The sequence below is a fragment of the Nonomuraea sp. NPDC052265 genome, assembly GCF_044547985.1.
GTDB lineage: Bacteria > Actinomycetota > Actinomycetes > Streptosporangiales > Streptosporangiaceae > Nonomuraea.
On sequence record NZ_JBIUBJ010000009.1, the window covers coordinates 258,370 to 272,834 of the forward strand.

Annotated in this window: 19 protein-coding genes; 7 read left to right on the plus strand and 12 right to left on the minus strand. The window is 72.7% G+C overall.

What is annotated here, in order from left to right; genetic code table 11:
• Positions 1 to 17: 17 nt before the first annotated feature.
• Positions 18 to 2,306, minus strand: coding sequence for a polysaccharide lyase 8 family protein (locus tag ACIHAD_RS26740; RefSeq protein ID WP_397357373.1), 2,289 nt, complete (start codon positions 2,304 to 2,306; stop codon positions 18 to 20).
• A gap of 171 nt (positions 2,307 to 2,477) precedes the next feature.
• Here ACIHAD_RS26740 and ACIHAD_RS26745 point away from each other — a divergent pair, with 171 nt between their 5' ends.
• The 3 genes from ACIHAD_RS26745 (at position 2,478) to ACIHAD_RS26755 (ending at position 4,216) form a co-directional block, all read left to right on the plus strand.
• A complete protein-coding gene (locus ACIHAD_RS26745; RefSeq protein WP_397357374.1) occupies positions 2,478 to 2,708 on the plus strand; it encodes a DUF6289 family protein in 231 nt (76 codons plus the stop codon).
• Positions 2,709 to 2,786: 78 nt separating this feature from the next.
• Positions 2,787 to 3,362 (plus strand): RNA polymerase sigma factor, encoded by a 576-nt coding sequence (locus tag ACIHAD_RS26750; RefSeq protein WP_397357375.1) that lies wholly within the window; start codon positions 2,787 to 2,789, stop codon positions 3,360 to 3,362.
• 548 nt (positions 3,363 to 3,910) lie between these two features.
• Positions 3,911 to 4,216 (plus strand): hypothetical protein, encoded by a 306-nt coding sequence (locus tag ACIHAD_RS26755; protein WP_397357376.1) that lies wholly within the window; start codon positions 3,911 to 3,913, stop codon positions 4,214 to 4,216.
• Between the two features lie 6 nt (positions 4,217 to 4,222).
• Here the strand turns inward: ACIHAD_RS26755 and ACIHAD_RS26760 are convergent, their stop codons facing one another.
• On the minus strand, positions 4,223 to 5,236 hold the full coding sequence (locus ACIHAD_RS26760; RefSeq protein ID WP_397357377.1) for an NAD(P)-dependent alcohol dehydrogenase: 1,014 nt from the start codon (positions 5,234 to 5,236) through the stop codon (positions 4,223 to 4,225).
• Positions 5,236 to 5,619: a nuclear transport factor 2 family protein gene (locus ACIHAD_RS26765; RefSeq protein WP_397357378.1), complete on the minus strand. Its 384-nt coding sequence runs from the start codon at positions 5,617 to 5,619 to the stop codon at positions 5,236 to 5,238. The genes ACIHAD_RS26760 and ACIHAD_RS26765 overlap by 1 nt, the downstream gene beginning before the upstream one ends.
• Before the next feature lie 92 nt (positions 5,620 to 5,711).
• Here ACIHAD_RS26765 and ACIHAD_RS26770 point away from each other — a divergent pair, with 92 nt between their 5' ends.
• Entirely contained in the window at positions 5,712 to 6,275 is a 564-nt protein-coding gene (locus ACIHAD_RS26770) for a TetR/AcrR family transcriptional regulator (RefSeq protein ID WP_397357379.1), read from the plus strand.
• Between the two features lie 22 nt (positions 6,276 to 6,297).
• On the opposite strand, the gene ACIHAD_RS26775 is transcribed toward ACIHAD_RS26770, so the two are convergent.
• The 7 genes from ACIHAD_RS26775 to ACIHAD_RS26805 all read right to left on the minus strand — a co-directional run bounded on the left by ACIHAD_RS26775 (position 6,298) and on the right by ACIHAD_RS26805 (position 10,455).
• The gene (locus ACIHAD_RS26775; protein ID WP_397357380.1) at positions 6,298 to 6,501 is read right to left on the minus strand and encodes a hypothetical protein; all 204 of its coding nucleotides are present in this window, start codon (positions 6,499 to 6,501) and stop codon (positions 6,298 to 6,300) included.
• Positions 6,498 to 6,620 (minus strand): hypothetical protein, encoded by a 123-nt coding sequence (locus ACIHAD_RS26780; RefSeq protein ID WP_397357381.1) that lies wholly within the window; start codon positions 6,618 to 6,620, stop codon positions 6,498 to 6,500. Before ACIHAD_RS26780 ends, ACIHAD_RS26775 begins: the two co-directional genes overlap by 4 nt.
• Before the next feature lie 232 nt (positions 6,621 to 6,852).
• Positions 6,853 to 7,059, minus strand: coding sequence for a hypothetical protein (locus ACIHAD_RS26785; RefSeq protein WP_397357382.1), 207 nt, complete (start codon positions 7,057 to 7,059; stop codon positions 6,853 to 6,855).
• A gap of 81 nt (positions 7,060 to 7,140) precedes the next feature.
• Positions 7,141 to 9,144: a sensor histidine kinase gene (locus ACIHAD_RS26790; protein WP_397357383.1), complete on the minus strand. Its 2,004-nt coding sequence runs from the start codon at positions 9,142 to 9,144 to the stop codon at positions 7,141 to 7,143.
• Positions 9,145 to 9,262: 118 nt separating this feature from the next.
• Positions 9,263 to 9,628 carry an antibiotic biosynthesis monooxygenase family protein gene (locus tag ACIHAD_RS26795; protein ID WP_397357384.1) on the minus strand — a complete coding sequence of 122 codons (366 nt, stop codon included), beginning with the start codon at positions 9,626 to 9,628 and terminating at the stop codon, positions 9,263 to 9,265.
• Between the two features lie 49 nt (positions 9,629 to 9,677).
• A complete protein-coding gene (locus ACIHAD_RS26800) occupies positions 9,678 to 10,190 on the minus strand; it encodes a hypothetical protein (protein WP_397357385.1) in 513 nt (170 codons plus the stop codon).
• A 46-nt stretch (positions 10,191 to 10,236) separates the two neighbouring features.
• Positions 10,237 to 10,455, minus strand: coding sequence for an ArsR/SmtB family transcription factor (locus tag ACIHAD_RS26805; RefSeq protein WP_397357386.1), 219 nt, complete (start codon positions 10,453 to 10,455; stop codon positions 10,237 to 10,239).
• Positions 10,456 to 10,578: 123 nt separating this feature from the next.
• On the opposite strand from ACIHAD_RS26805, the gene ACIHAD_RS26810 reads away from it, so the two are divergent.
• Positions 10,579 to 11,802 (plus strand): cytochrome P450, encoded by a 1,224-nt coding sequence (locus ACIHAD_RS26810; protein ID WP_397357387.1) that lies wholly within the window; start codon positions 10,579 to 10,581, stop codon positions 11,800 to 11,802.
• A gap of 71 nt (positions 11,803 to 11,873) precedes the next feature.
• Positions 11,874 to 12,539, plus strand: a complete 666-nt coding sequence (locus tag ACIHAD_RS26815; RefSeq protein ID WP_397357388.1) for a TetR/AcrR family transcriptional regulator — start codon at positions 11,874 to 11,876, stop codon at positions 12,537 to 12,539.
• Here ACIHAD_RS26815 and ACIHAD_RS26820 read toward each other — a convergent pair.
• Both ACIHAD_RS26820 and ACIHAD_RS26825 read right to left on the minus strand, forming a co-directional pair.
• Positions 12,459 to 13,043: a phospholipase gene (locus ACIHAD_RS26820; protein WP_397357389.1), complete on the minus strand. Its 585-nt coding sequence runs from the start codon at positions 13,041 to 13,043 to the stop codon at positions 12,459 to 12,461. The two genes, ACIHAD_RS26815 and ACIHAD_RS26820, sit on opposite strands and share 81 nt — an antisense overlap.
• Before the next feature lie 153 nt (positions 13,044 to 13,196).
• Positions 13,197 to 13,397, minus strand: a complete 201-nt coding sequence (locus tag ACIHAD_RS26825) for a hypothetical protein (protein WP_397357390.1) — start codon at positions 13,395 to 13,397, stop codon at positions 13,197 to 13,199.
• A gap of 557 nt (positions 13,398 to 13,954) precedes the next feature.
• On the opposite strand from ACIHAD_RS26825, the gene ACIHAD_RS26830 reads away from it, so the two are divergent.
• Entirely contained in the window at positions 13,955 to 14,449 is a 495-nt protein-coding gene (locus ACIHAD_RS26830; protein WP_397357391.1) for a hypothetical protein, read from the plus strand.
• Positions 14,450 to 14,465: the final 16 nt, after the last annotated feature.

Sequence of the window (14,465 nt, forward strand, 5' to 3'; positions counted from 1 at the left end):
GCGGCGGCGGCCCGGCCTCAGACGCGGACGACGGCCGTGTGCGTGTGCCCGCGGCTGCCGCCGACCTCGACCTTGACCGCCCGCTTGGCCCGGCGCACGCCCCGGTCGCCCTCCTTGACCGACTTGACCGGCCACGGCAGCTTGATCCGCACCTCGTCGGCGGTCCTGGACGGGTCGGAGACGGCCAGCCGTACCCGGTGGTGGTCGCGGCGGAGCAGCAGGGCGCACGGGCCGTCGGCGGCGAGCGGCCCGTGCGGGGTCTCGACGGCCCCCGCGCGCCAGAACACCGCGGCGAGCAGGTCGCCCCGGGCGACGGCCTGCACCGTCCGGGAGTTGGCCAGGATCTCGACCCGCCGGCCGTAGGCCGCGGTCTGCTCGGCGGTGGCGTCGGGCAGCACGGCGTAGGCGTAGCGGGCCCTGCGCGGGTCGACGCCGTGATCGACGACGATGGTCGTGTAGTGCCTGGTGACGGGGGTGCGGTCGCCGCCGGTGGTGGCGCCGGTGTCGATGTCGCGCCAGCGGCCGGTGCGCTTCTCGCGGATCACCTTCGCCTCGGCGCCGTCGAGCAGCGCGTATCCGGCCACGCCGGACAGGTGGACCCAGCCGTCGCCGCGGGTCAGCGGGGGATGGGCGCCGTGGGTGTTGCGGTTCTCCACGACCGTCTCGACGCGGCGGCCGTCGGAGGCGGTGATGCCCGCGCCGAGGGCGATCACCCCGTCGTCGAGCAGGAACCACGCCTTCCTGGCCCGCAGCGAGGAGCCGTCGGCGATCAGCTTCATTGCCGCCACGCCGTACTCGCCGTCGAGCGCCACGCCGCCCGCCCACGGGGTGGGCGGCAGGCGGCGCGCGCCGTGCGGGAGGTCGGCGCGCCTGCGGGTGTCGACCGTGGTGCCGGGCAGCCGGTACGGGTCGATCGTCGGCCACAGGTCGTCGTTCCAGTGGGTGAGGTCGGCGGTGTACAGGTACGTCATGCCGTCGCCGGTGTACCAGCCGTGCAGGTTCTCCTGGTTCATGGCCTCGGCCGCGCCGATGCGCTCCGAGCTCATCGCGATCGCGTACGCCCAGGTCGGACGCCGGTGCACGACCCGGTCCATGTCGGCGAAGACGTAGGTGCCGGTCGTCCGGGGGCCCACCGGCACCGACGCGTCCGCCAGCAGGGCCTCGGCCCGCGCGACGCCGGCAAGCGGGGCGACCGTGTCGTACGGGACGGCCTGGTTGCGGACGAGCCAGCCCTTCACCAGCGGACGCCAGCGCCGCGCGTGGCGTTCGGGCGCCGCCTCCAGCAGCGTCAGGATGGCCTCGATCGCCTTCTGCCCCGAGTGGTGGTCGCGATGGCCCTGCACCGAGATCTGCCGGCCGCGCACGCAGTCCATCATCAGCCCGTCGAAGATGAACGGCGTGAACGAGCGGTCCACGATGTCGTAGACGTTCCCGATGCCGTCGATCTCCCACGGTGACCTGGCGAGCATGGCGATCAGCTTGGCCACGCTCTCCAGGTAGTCCACGCCGTAGCTGCCGTTGTAGGGGTACACGTCGTGCTGGATGAACGACCCGTCCCGGTAGAAGCCGTCGCCCGGCCCTCCGGTGCGGCGCAGCAGGTCGGAGACGGCGTTCCTGGCCCGCTTGATCAGGCGGGCGTCGTGGGTGAGCAGCCCGCGCATCGCCACCGCCATGGCCTTGCTCGCCCGGTTGGCGCCGGTCTCGACCACGCCGGGGTGGCTGACCCGGCGCTCGGGGTCGGGACACCAGTGGCGCAGCGGGCGCAGCCAGCGGTGGAGGCTCTCCTTGGGCAGGCCGTCGTAGAGCAGGGCGCAGGTGTCGGTCAGCGCCCGGGGGACGCCGATCTCCCACCAGTACCAGTTGCTGCCCCGGCGGTCGAGGCCCTCGCGGTAGGCGTGCTCGTACAGGAAGTCCAGCGCCCCGGCCGCGGTCTCGGCGACGCGCGGGTCCCGGTGCATGTCGGTGCCCGGCGTGGCCCAGCCGAGCGCCAGCGTGCGCATGCGGTTGTAGGCGCGGTTGAAGTTGCCCGTACGGGGGTCGTCGAGCGGCAGGTCGGGCCACAGGCTCGGACGGCCGGGGGCGGGGTTCATCTTGCGCAGCACCGCGTTGGCCGAGCCCTCGACCGCCCGCGTCTTCTCCAGGTACGCGGGGTCGTACGTCGCGCCGGCCAGCAGGCTCACCCATCGCTCCCGGGCCGCGTCGAACGCGGCGGCGCCGGCCGCCTCGGCCGGCCGTTCCCACAGGGCGATTCCGGCCACGGCCGCGGCCCCCAGCAGGGCGGACCGGCGGCTGAGGGGGTGGGTCATGGAAGCCTTTCGACAATCGGCCAACTACCAGATGAAAAGATCCTATGTCGGGGCGGAGGCCGATCATTTCGCCTTCGCGATGGGTTGTCGGGCATATACCGTCTTGAACTGTTCGCTCCGGCGATCGATCATCGAGGTCAGTAGCGCTTCCTCGCGTCAGAGAGGATCTCCATGATTCGCCGCGCATCGCTGGCCGTCCTGCTCGCCCTCGGCACCCTCACCGTCATCGGCTCGCCCGCCCAGGCCCGCGCCTGCCAGATCGACTACCACTGCGAGACGTATTACTACAGCGACTCCGCCCACACCACGCTGGTCGGCGTCAAGTACGAGAACTGCGTGGGCGACGTGACGTGGGTGGGCACCCGCGGCTCGTACCCGGAGTTCTACGAGACCCCCTGCTAGGAAGGCGCCGTCGCGAACCCCTGACGCCGTACCGGGCTAGTACCCGATGTGATCCCGGAACACGGCGTGAGGACATCGATGGGCCCACCTGACCTGCTCGGCGAAGAAAGGGACGACGCGCTGCTGGTCGCGCGGTCCCTGGAGGATCCCGGCTGCTTCGGCGAGGTGTTCCGCAGGCACGCCCCGCCGCTGCACCGCTACGCCGCCCGCCGCCTCGGCGGCGACCTCGCCGACGACATCGTGGCGGAGACGTTCCACACGGCCTTCAGGGTCCGCGCGCGTTACGACCCCTCCCGGGGCGAGGTGCGGCCGTGGCTGTGGCGGATCGCCACCAACCTGATCAGGCGGCACTACCGCTCCGAGTTGCGCATGTTGCGCGCGTTGACGCGTACCGGCGTGGACCCGGTGCTGGACGGCCATGCCGATCGCGTCGCCGAGCGGGTCAGCGCGGAGGCCGAGAGCCCCCGCCTGGCCGCCGCGCCGGCCGCCTTACGCAAGGGCGACCGCGACGTGCTGCTGCTCACCGCTTGGGGTGAGCTGAGCTACCAGCAGGTCGCCGATGTGCTGGACATCCCCGTGGGCACCGTGCGCTCGCGGCTGAACAGGGCACGCACGAAGGTGCGCCAGGCGCTTGGAGGAACCGCCGATGCATGAGATCGACCAGCTCAAGCGGATGAGGTCGCAGGTCCCGCTGCCCGACCCCGGCGAACTGGAGGCCCGCCTCGCCTGGCGACCCGGGGAACGCCCGCCCGCACGGCGTGCGCGCGTACGGCTGCTCGTGCTCGCGCCGGTGACGGCGATGCTCGCGGCCGTCGTCCTGACGGTCCTGTCGGCGACGCCGCCGGGGGAGGCGACGTCGTACGCCAACGCCGCCGTCGCGGTCACCCGGGAGGGCGGTGAATGGGTGGCCAGGATCAAGGACCCGCTCGCCGAGTCCGCGAGGTACGCCGAGGCGTTCGCCGCCGTGGGCCTGGATGTCGGGCTCCAGCTCGTACCGGCCTCGCCCGCGAGGGTGGGCGACCTCGTGCTCGTCAAGGACATCTGGCCGGCCGGCCACTTCCAGGGCGGCCTCGAACCCGAGGGCTGCCGGATCGGCCAGACGGGCTGCCACCTCACGTTCCGCGTCCCCGCCGGCTTCAAAGGCCCGGTACGCCCAGCTCGGCAGACCCGCCACCCGCGACGAGCCCTATCAGGCCGCCGCCATGGCCACCGACTCCGGCGAGATGCTGCAGGGCGTCACGGTGGAGGACCGCCGCGTGCGCGAACTGCGCGCCGAGCTCCGCAGACGCGGCCTGAAGGCCGTCTACGAACGGGTCCGCGACGATCCCGGCAACCCGGACATCAACCACATCGACGGCATACGTGGCGCATTCCACCTGACGTACGAGCCGGTCGGCGCCGTCGACGTCGGCGATGACTGGCTCGTGTGGCAGGCCTGGTCGTATCGCGAGGGCGTGGTGCGGCTCCAGGTCACGCCTGGCCCGCTGCGCCCGATCGCCCGGCACTGACCGCCCTCACACGGTGATCACGATCTTCCCGAACGGCCGGCCCGACGTGTAGTGGCGGTAGGCGTCGGGGGCCTGCTCGAAGGGGAAGACGCGGTCGATGACCGGGCGGATCCGGTGGGCCTCGATGGGCCGGTTCATGGCCAGGAACTGCGCCCGGCTGCCGACGGCGACGCCCCGAAGCGTGGCTCCCGACCTGAAGACCGCGCGGGGGTCGAGGGGCGGCGGGTCGCCGGCGACGAACCCGACGCTGGCGACCTGCCCCGCGATCGCGGTTGCCGCGAGCGACCGCTCCAGGTCGCCGGCGACGTCGATGACGTGTTCCGCGCCCTGTCCCGCGGTCAGCTCGCGGACGCTGGCCGCCCAGTCGGGGGTGGCCCGGTAGTCGACGACCTCGTCGGCGCCCAGCTCGTACAGCCGTTCGGCCTTGGCCGGGCTGCTGGTCGTGGCGATCACGCGGGCGCCCAGCGCCTTGGCGAACTGCAGCGCGAACAGCGACACCCCGCCGGTGCCCTGGGTGACGACGGTCCGGCCGGGCATCGGGCCGGGGCCCTCGCCGGTCAGGGCGTTCCAGGCGGTGACCGCGGCGCAGGGGAGCGTCGCGGCCTCCTCGTAGGACAGGTGGGCCGGGATCGGCACGAGCGCGTGCTCGTCGAGCAGCGCGTACTCGGTGAGCATGCCGTCCAGCGAGCCGCCGAGCTGCGGCAGGTGCCGGAGGGCGAACGGGCCGTCCTGCCAGCTCGGGAACAGGGTGGCGGTGACCCGGTCGCCGATGCCGGCGGACTCGACGCCGGGGCCGGTCGCGACGACCTCGCCGGCGCCGTCGGAGACCGGCACCACGTCCGGTTTGACGGGGAGCACGTAGTCGCCGCGCAGGATCATCAGCTCGCGGAAGCTGAGGGAGGTGGCGCGTACCGCGACCACCACCTGTCCGGGGCCGGGAGTGGGGACGGGATGTTCCTTGATCGACAGGCCGTCGATCCCGGCTCCGCTGTCGACGTGGTAGCTGCGCATGACGGTCATCAGGCGGTGGCCAGAGGGACTTCGCCGGCGGTCTTGCTGAAGCCGAGGGCCTCGACGATCCGCCCGTCGCGGACGCGCATGAGGTTCACGCCGCTGACCCAGTCGGAGGGGCCGGGACCGTAGCGGTAGTGCCAGTGGATGGTGGCCCGGTCGCCGGCGACGATCACCTCCTGCGGCTCGAACCTGCTGGTGAGGTCGTCCACGAGCGCGCCCCACCACTCAAGGCACGCCTGGCGGCCCGTGACGCGCTCGCCGGTGGGGGCCGGCTGGACGGATTCCATCACGCAGTCCTCGGCGACCAGGTCGTCGAGCAGGCCGCGGTCACGTTCGACGAAGGCGCGGTTGAAGCGCTCGATGACGTCGGCGGTGGATGAGTGGGACACGGTTCCTCCAGGTGGAAGCCGGTAGATCGATCGGTCTATCTATGTATATCGACCGGTTGATCTACTCGTCAACCCGTGGCAACCTGGGTTCCATGACAGTTCGTACGGGACCCGGCCCCCGGGAGCGCCTGCTGGAGGCCGCCGACCGCCTGATCTACAGCCACGGCGTGAACATCGGCGTCGACGCCCTGCTCAAGGCGGCCAACGTGGCCAGACGGTCGCTGTACGAGCACTTCGGCGGCAAGGACGGCCTGATCGTCGAGGTGCTCCGGTCGGCCGCCGACGCCGACGCGGCCGACTACCGCCGCACCATGGACGCCGCCGGCCACGACCCGCGCGAGCGCCTGCTGGCCGTCTTCGACCGGCTCGGCGAGATCGTCGCCGCGCCCGGCTTCCACGGCTGCCGCTACCTGGCCGCCGACCTCGGCCTGGCCGACCCCGCCCATCCCGCGCACGAGATCACCCGCGACTACCGGCGGCAGGTGCACGAGCTGCTGGCGCGCGAGCTGACCGCCCTCGGCCACCCGCGCCCCGGCCACGGCGCCGACCAGCTCCTCATCCTCATCGACGGCCTCCTCGCCGCCGGCGCGACGCGCTCCGGCACCGACCCCGCCGTCGCCGCCCGCGAACTCGCCGAACACGTCATCGCCCCCTGATGGGTCCGGGCGCGGAGAGCGGCTACCGGGCCGCCACGGTCAGGCTGGTGTACGGAGTGGCGGCCCCGGGCCCGAGGAGGTCGAGCGCGAACCCCTCCGGGATGCGGCGGCCCCGCAGCCGCGACGGCTGACCGCAGAACAGGGGCCTGTTGTTCCGATGCCCCACCCGCGTCACCCGCTCGGGACGCCCCTCCAGCCGCAGCGTCTCGGCCAGGGCGAGCGTCATGAGCGGCCCGTGGAGGCCGCGAGCGCGGCGACCGGCGACGGATCGACCAGCTCGTCACTGACGACGATGGACGGCTCCCACACCCGCATGCCCTCACCCACCCCCGCCGCGACCGCCATCCGCCCACGGTACGCCCCCACCCGTCGGGATCGCCCTGGCGTCGCTCGACCATGACGCCCGGCCTGCGTCGTGGCCGGGGGGGCGTGGAGCTCGGGTTCTGTCGGGAAGGCGGGCTTACCGGATAGTGTTCCGCGTTGGCGGCGCCGTCTCTTCGGTGCTCCTCCGCCGGGGGTCGGTGTGTGCTGCGTGCACACCGACCCCGCGCCGTCGCCCGGGGGGAAGGGGCGATCGTCAGCGGGCGGCGATGATGCCGCCGGGCAGCAGGGCGCCGAGGGTCGACGTGTCGTTGATCATGTTGAGCACGTCCAGCACCGGCTGCACCAGCGCCCCGACGGGCCCACCGGCGGCCAGCGAGTCGGCGGAGGCCGGGGTGGTGACGGCGACGGTCAGCAGCGCGCCACCGGCGAGAGTGCAGGCGATACGGCCCATGAGCTTCATGGACACCTCCGTGAGAGTTACCGAGAGTGATCGTCTAGCACCCTATGTGATCGGCGGGCGGACATCCGGTAAGGCACACGGTCAGATCGGCTGGACGGGGAGCATGACCTCCACCGTGGTGCCCGCGCCCGGCGCGCCGGTGACCAGGCAGATGCCGCCGAGCTCTGCCGTGCGTTCGCGCATCGAGGTCAGGCCCACCCCCGAACGGTGCTCCGGCGGCAGGCCCCTGCCGTCGTCGGCGACCAGCAGGCGCAGCGCCCCGGCCTCGCGGCGCAGCTCGACCCGGACGCTGGTGGCCCGCGCGTGCCGCCGGACGTTCGTCAGCGCCTCCTGCGCGATCCGGTAGACGGCCACCTCGACGGCGGCGGGCAGGCCGGTCAGGTCGCCCTCGGCGACCACCTCCGCGGCGGGACCGTCCGGCCCGGCCAGCGCCCGTACGGCGGCGGCCAGGCCCAGGTCGTCCAGGGCGGGCGGGCGCAGGCCGTAGACGAGCTGCCGCAGGTCGCCCGTGACGGCGTCCATGCCGGTACGTAGCTCGCGCAGCAGCCCGTCGGCCGCCTCCGGGGAGGTCTTCAGGCTCAGGCGGGCCATGTTGACGGTCATGGCCAGCCCGCTGAGCGTCTGGCCGAGGCCGTCGTGCAGGTCGCGGCGCAGCCGGCGGCGCTCCTCCTCGCGGGCGGCCAGCATGCGTTCGCGAGAACGTTGCAGGTCGGCGGCGAGTCGGACCGCGTGGGCCACGTCGGCCGCGTACGGGACCAGCGTGTCCAGAACCCGTTCGTCGTGCGCGGCGGGGAAGCGGCGCGCGGCGGGCGGGCCGACCAGGAGCCGCCCCACCCACTCGCCGTGCCAGACGAGGGGCACCTCGCGCGGGGAGTCGCCGAGCCGGTCGTCGTCCGTGCCGGCCACGCTGACCGGGTGGCCGGGCTCGCCGCTGGTCACCTCGATCGCCACCCCCTGCACCGCCAGGCCCTCGCGCAGCACGCCGATCACCGCCGCCAGCGCCTGCGCCGGATCGCCCCGGCGCACCTCCTGGGCCAGCCGCTCGGCCAGGACGCGCGGATCGCCCACCGGCCCGTAGAGCAGGCGGTCGACCGCGCGTTGCAGCGTCCGCCGCAACGGCTGGAAGAACGCGCCCGTGAGCAGCGCGGAGGCGAGCCCGGCGACCTGGTGGTACCCCGACACGATCAGGCTCGACAGCGTGGCCATCCCGAAGTAGACCCCGCCGATCACGGCCAGCAGCCCGGCGGCGACGAACGTCCGGCTGATGACGGTGTCGATGCCGTAGAGCCGGTAGCGGGTCACCGAGATCACCATCGACACGGGGATGACCGTCGCCCACGCGATCGACAGCCACTCCAGCCCGGGCACGACGATGGCGACGAGCATGAACACGATGTACCCGGCGAAGGAGAACAGCGGCCAGCCGATCTGCCGCCGGACCGTCGAGTCGGCCCGGCGGAAGCGCAGCAGCATCGACCACGCCGCCAGCGGCAGCGTCGAGAGGATCCCGGTCCAGGCCACCACCGTGACCACCGGCCAGATCGGCGCCAGCTCCGGGACCTGTAACGGGTTGGGGATGACCGCGGGCAGCGGGTAGCCCTCGGCCGGCGGGTCGGGACGTACGAACATGTGGGCCAGCTCCACCGCGGTCGACACCGCGCCCAGCAGCACCACCAGGCGCCAGCGCCGCGACGGCAGCCTGCTGTCGGGCGAGTACAGCGGCAGCAACATCTCCAGCAGCAGCCCGGACACCGCCCAGCCGACGTGCGCAGGGAACCGCAGCCACCCGGCCAGCGCGAGATCCCCGCCCGCGGCGGCGGCCAGCATCGCCGACTGGCAGAACGTGTTGACCGCGCCCCCGAGGCCGCCCGCGCACATCAGCCACGCCAGCCTGAGCCGCGGCCGGTGCATGATGAGGAACGCGCTGAACGCCGGGAAGGTGACCCCCGCCGCCGCCAGCGGCGTGAAGATCTCCGGCAGCCGCCACCCGGACGGAAGCGCCGCGTACATCAGGATCGCCGCGAGCACGAGCACCGGCGAGACCACGGCCATGACGACGGCGACCACCCGGGCTGCCCACGCCATCCGTCCCCGCCTTCCGGCTGCCGTCCCCGCCCGACCCTAGCGTGCCTGTGGAACGGTCCGCCATGCGCGCCTCCGCGGGGCCCGGCTTGACCGTGCGGCGGACGGCCCGCGCGGCGGGTCAGCGCAGCGACCGCAGCAGGGCGCTCCGGTCGAGGGCGTCGATCGGCCACGTACGGGAGCGCAGGGTGCCTCGATCGCGGTAGGCGCGCATGATCGCGACGTGTTCGCGCAGCCGGACGAACCCCCGCAGATCCTCCTCGGTCCGCCACACCGAGAGCGAGCCGACCCGGCGGCCGGCGAGGTCCACCCAGAGCCACATGCCCACCGCGCCCGGCAGTTCGGGCCAATGGCGGCTCAGGGACCGGCCGCGCCGGGCGATGCCGGGCAGGTCGAGGAGCCGCCGCATGCGGAAGTCCGTCAGGGCGGCCACCAGGGGCCCCGGGCTGTGGCTCTCGGGGCCGGGGATCCAGCGTGAGGTCAGCATGCGGCGCCCGGTCCGGCGGCGGTGTCGTGTGTCATGCCGCCAAACTATATTAACGACCGATCGGTTGCATACCTGTCAGGACTCGCCGGGGGCGAGGGCGTCGGCGAGTTCGCGCCAGTGGGGCATCGCCGTCCGGTCGGGCTCGATGCCGATCACCTGCACGGCGACATGGTCGGCGCCCGCGTCCACGTGGGAGCGCAGCTTGCCGACGACGGTCCGGGCCGAGGAGGTCCCGCGCCTCGGCGGTGTGGGCGACGTTCACGTGGTAGGTCTGGGCGCCGGCGGCGCGGTCGCGGGCCAGTTCGAGCATCTTGGCCCCGTACGCGGCCAGGATGCGGCGTACGCCGCCCTTCGGGACGGGGTTGACGGTCTCCAGCCCGTCCATCTCGTCCAGGTAGGTGCGCATGGCCTTGAGCGGGGTCGTTCCGGGGCGGGGATCGCCGCCGAACCCCAGGCCGAGGAGGTGCCGGTCGGGGTAGGCGTCGGCGAGCAGCAGGGCGGCGCCGTACGTCCACCTGGCCTCGCGGGCCCAGATCTGGGCGATGCCGTTCACGATGTGCATGCGTCGCGTGCAGGACAGCGGGCGCCGCCGGGCCCGCGGGCGGCGTCTACAGGGTATGGCCGAGGGTGGCGACGAGCTGGGCGATGCGCCGCTCGTCGCGCCTGTAGTGCGTCCACTTGCCCACGCGGGTGGCGCGTACCAGGCCCGCGCGTTGCAGCTCGCTCAGGTACGCCGACACCGTCGACTGCGCCAGTCCCACCCTGGCCTGGATGTGGGTCACGCACACCCCGACCTCCACCGCCAGTTCGCGAGGGTGGGCAGCCAAAAGGGGACGCAAAGCCTCGGTAGATTCTCCGCACCCGAAGTAATCCATCCAGTCAAGACGATTGCCTTGAATAAGGCGATCGCCTTATATTCCGAAGTGTCGGGCTTTCAAGCTGGAGGACGCATGACCGCTGACGCGATCCCCGATTTCCCCTTCGACCGCGCCACGGCGCTGGAACCGCCGCCACAACTCGCCGACCTGCGGGAGAAATGCCCCGTGGCCCACGTACGCCTGCCCAGCGGCGACGTCGCGGCCCTCGTGACCAGGTACGACGACGCCCGAGCCGTGATGGCCGACCCCCGCTTCAGCCGCAACCTCGCCCGCGAGGGCGCCGCCCGGCTGTCCACCACCGAGGACGGCGGCCTGTTCAGCCGGCGCAAGGACGGCGCCGGCGACATCGGCGAGGGCGAGGGCCACATGCGGTGGCGGCGGCTGCTGAGCCGCTGGTTCACGGCACGGAAGATGGAGGTGTGGCGCCCCCGGGTCCAGGCCATGGCCGACGACCTCCTGGACTCCATGCTGGCCAAGGGCTCCCCGGGAAACCTGTCGTCCGGCCTGGCCCTGCCCCTGCCGGTACGGGTCATCTGCGCGCTGGTCGGCGCGCCGAGCTCGGACCAGGAGAAGTTCGCGCACTGGTCGCGCACGATGCTGACCCTGACGCGCAACACCCAGGAGGAGGTCGACACGGCCTACCGGGAGTTCAACGCGTACGTGTCGGACCTGATCGACCGCAACCGCGCCGATCCCGGCGACGACCTGCTCAGCGAGCTGACCCAGATCACCGACGCCGAGGACGGCAGGCTCAGCCAGGACGAGCTCATCGCCACCGTGCGCGGGCTGCTGCTGGCCGGCCACGAGACCACGTCCAACATGATCGCGATCATGACGGCGATGCTGCTCTCCGACCGGCGGCGCTACGAGGCCGTGATCGACGACCCCGACCTGATCCCGGGCACCGTGGAGGAGGTCCTGCGGCTGGACAGCACGTTGTCGGCCATCGGCGGCGTGCCCAGGTTCATCACCGAGGACGTCGAGCTGAGCGAGGTCACCGTGCCCGCCGGCAGCACGCTGATCCCCAACATCCCGGCGGCCAACCGCGACCCGGCCAAGTTCGCCGACCCCGACCGGTTCGACCCGCGCCGGGAGAACAGCAGCCAGCACCTCACCTTCGGCGCCGGCCGCCACTACTGTCTCGGCCAGCCCCTGGCCAGGCTGGAGCTTCAGGTCGTCCTGGGCCTGCTGGCGCGGCGGCTGCCCGGCCTGCGCCTCCGCGACGCCCCCGACGAGCTGCGGCTGCGCACGGGCGGCCTGTCCGGCGGCCTCCAGGACGTGTGGGTCACCTGGTGACCCGCTGACCTCTGCCGGCGGCATGGGATAGCGTTCGGGGACGGTGGTGGAAACGAGATCGAGGACCCGTCATGGACGTCAGTACGGCGGTCGCCGCGCCGTCTCCCCGCTCGATCCGCGCCAAGGACCGGATCATGCAGACCGCGGAGCGGCTCTACGCCGAGCACGGCTTCGCGCACGTGTCGATCCGGATGATCCGCGAGGCGGCGGGCCAGCGGAACAAGTCCGCCGTCCAATACCACTTCAGCACCCGTGACGAGCTGATCCACGCGATCCTGTCCCGTCACGCGGCCGCCATCGACCGGCACCGCCTGCCGATGGTGGCCGCACTGGAGGCGTCGGGCGAGGTGTCGCTGCGCGACTGGATCACGTGCGCGATCGCGCCGAGCATCGAGCACCACATCGACCTGGGCACCCCGTCCTGGTACGGGCGATTCCTCGCCCAGGCCGTCGTGGAGCCGTCCCTGCGCGAGTACGCGGCGCAGGCGACCCTGAGCACGCCCTCGTTCCGCCGGCTGGAGCTGCTGCGCCCGCCGTCGATGCGCGACCGGGAGCGCGAGCTGTCCGAGCGGCAGGCGGCGATGATCCGGCTGCTCGTCGTCCACATGAGCGCCGAGCTGGAGGCCGACCTGGCCGCCGGCCGCGCCGCCGCCGGTTCAGTCGAAGAATCCTGGCGGGCTCTGGGCGAACATCTTGTCACCGCCGTCTGCGGACTCAGCGGCGCCCTGCTGCCCTAGAGATTCTCTGTCCGGCACGCGCCCGATCTCCCCGCCGGTGCCGCGAGGGGCGCCGAACCGGCGGACCGCCTGGTAGTACAGCTTGGCCAGCGCGTTGCAGCTCGGCTGACGGAAGATCGGGTACCCGGCGCACACGTGCTTGAGGTCGAAGAGGAACGCCTTGTCGATGTGCTCCTTGTTCGCCCGGAAATCGCCGACGGCCTGGTAGTTGCGGTAGCCGAAGTCGTGCCGCACGCACGCGATCCGGAAGTCGAAGCCGAGCGGCTGGTCGGGGCTGTTGGAACAGCCGTCGCTGGACCAGTCGAAGCCGAAGTCGGCCCACGACCTCTGGTCCGTCCAGGCGTCCCCCCAGGCCGCGGCACTCGACTCGGTGGGCTGCGTGAAGTCCGAGAGCGCGGCGATCTTCTCCTCCAGCGTCACCGCCTGGGCCGGCGGCGCGGTCGCGAGGACGGCGACCAGAGAGAGAGCGAGCGGGACCGGCGTCGCGAGAGCCCGTCTGACCATGGGAACCTGCCTGTCTCGACCGGGGCGGGAACATGTCATGGTCAGGTTCGCCCGCCGGCCCGGCGAGAGCCGGGAACTGCGGGGAAACCGGCGGCAAAGGTCGTGTCCGGTTTCCGGCGAGGGACGCCGGGGCCGGTCAGGTGAGGGGGCGGGTCATCCCGGGCCGTCCGCCTGGTTCATCTCCTCGGCCCGCGCCAGGGCCTCGGCCAGGGGCGGGACGTCCCAGACCGTGCGTTCGGCGTCCGTGGTGACGGGGTCGACGCGGTAGCCGCTCGCGCGCGGCTGTTTCCAGTACGGGTATCCGCCACGCTGCCAGCGTGCCGGGACAACCCGGGGCGCGCAAGACGGCGCCACGCCGCAATATAGGGAAAATGTAGGGTCGGCTCCCGTTGACGCTTTTTTGGGCCGGGGCGATGATGGCCGCGAAAGGGGCGTCCGCGCCTCCGCCGGAAATGAGGGAATGCGTGACCCTGCTTATGCATACGAATACTCGACGCTCCGGGGCCCCGGCCGGCGTGCCAGGGAAGTGTCGCGACGTGGCCGTGAGCTGCGATTTTCCGGCGAGTGGTGGCAGGGGCTGAGCAGATGAAGCCCGCGCGGGGCGACACGGCACTCCGCCGCGCCGGCCGTACCGAGTTCGCCGCCGATTTCGGGGAGCATGAATTCATGCCCATCAGGACCGGCGCCCCGGCCATTGACTCCCGCTGGTGCGGAATTCTAGAACAGTCATCGCGGAGAAGCGTTTCCGGCGCTGCCGGTGAAAACGCGCGGCGAGTGCGGCACGCGACATTCCGTACAAGGCGCGAGCGGAAAAGGTGCGCGCGCGACGGAGAGGCGTGGCATTACGCGCCCGCCGCACGCCGGCGACGAGACCAGAGCCCGAGAGGGCGCGGCGAGGCTGGCGGGGCGGCATGAGCGACCTCGTCGCCTCCGCCGCCGACGCCCTGCGCGCGCTCGACGAGGCGCTGCTCGGCCTGCTGAAGGCGCTCCCGTCCGAGGATCCCGGCGCGCGGGCCGAGCTCCGGGCGGAACTCGTGCGGGCGGGCGTCACGGACGAGGTCGCCGGCCGCTGCCTGCGCGTCCTGCGGATGGTGCTGTCCGGGGAGCACGCGCGGCCGAGCGACTGGATCGGGGTGACGGCGGTGTTCCAGTGCGGCTTCTGCGGCTCGGTGCCCGATCCCGCCGATCTCGTCGTCGGCAAGGCGGTCTCGATCTGCCTGGGATGCGCGCTGCTGGCGACGGCCGGGACCACGCGCGGCGAGCGGGAGCGGGCGGAACGGCCCTGCGCGTTCTGCGGCGCGCGGGCCGTGCCCGCCCATCTGGGCGCCGACGAGGACATGGCCGTCTGCCGCGCCTGCGGCGAGCTGGTGCTCTACATCATCGCCAGCAAGAAACGCGCCGGCTGAAGCAGCCGGGCGGCGG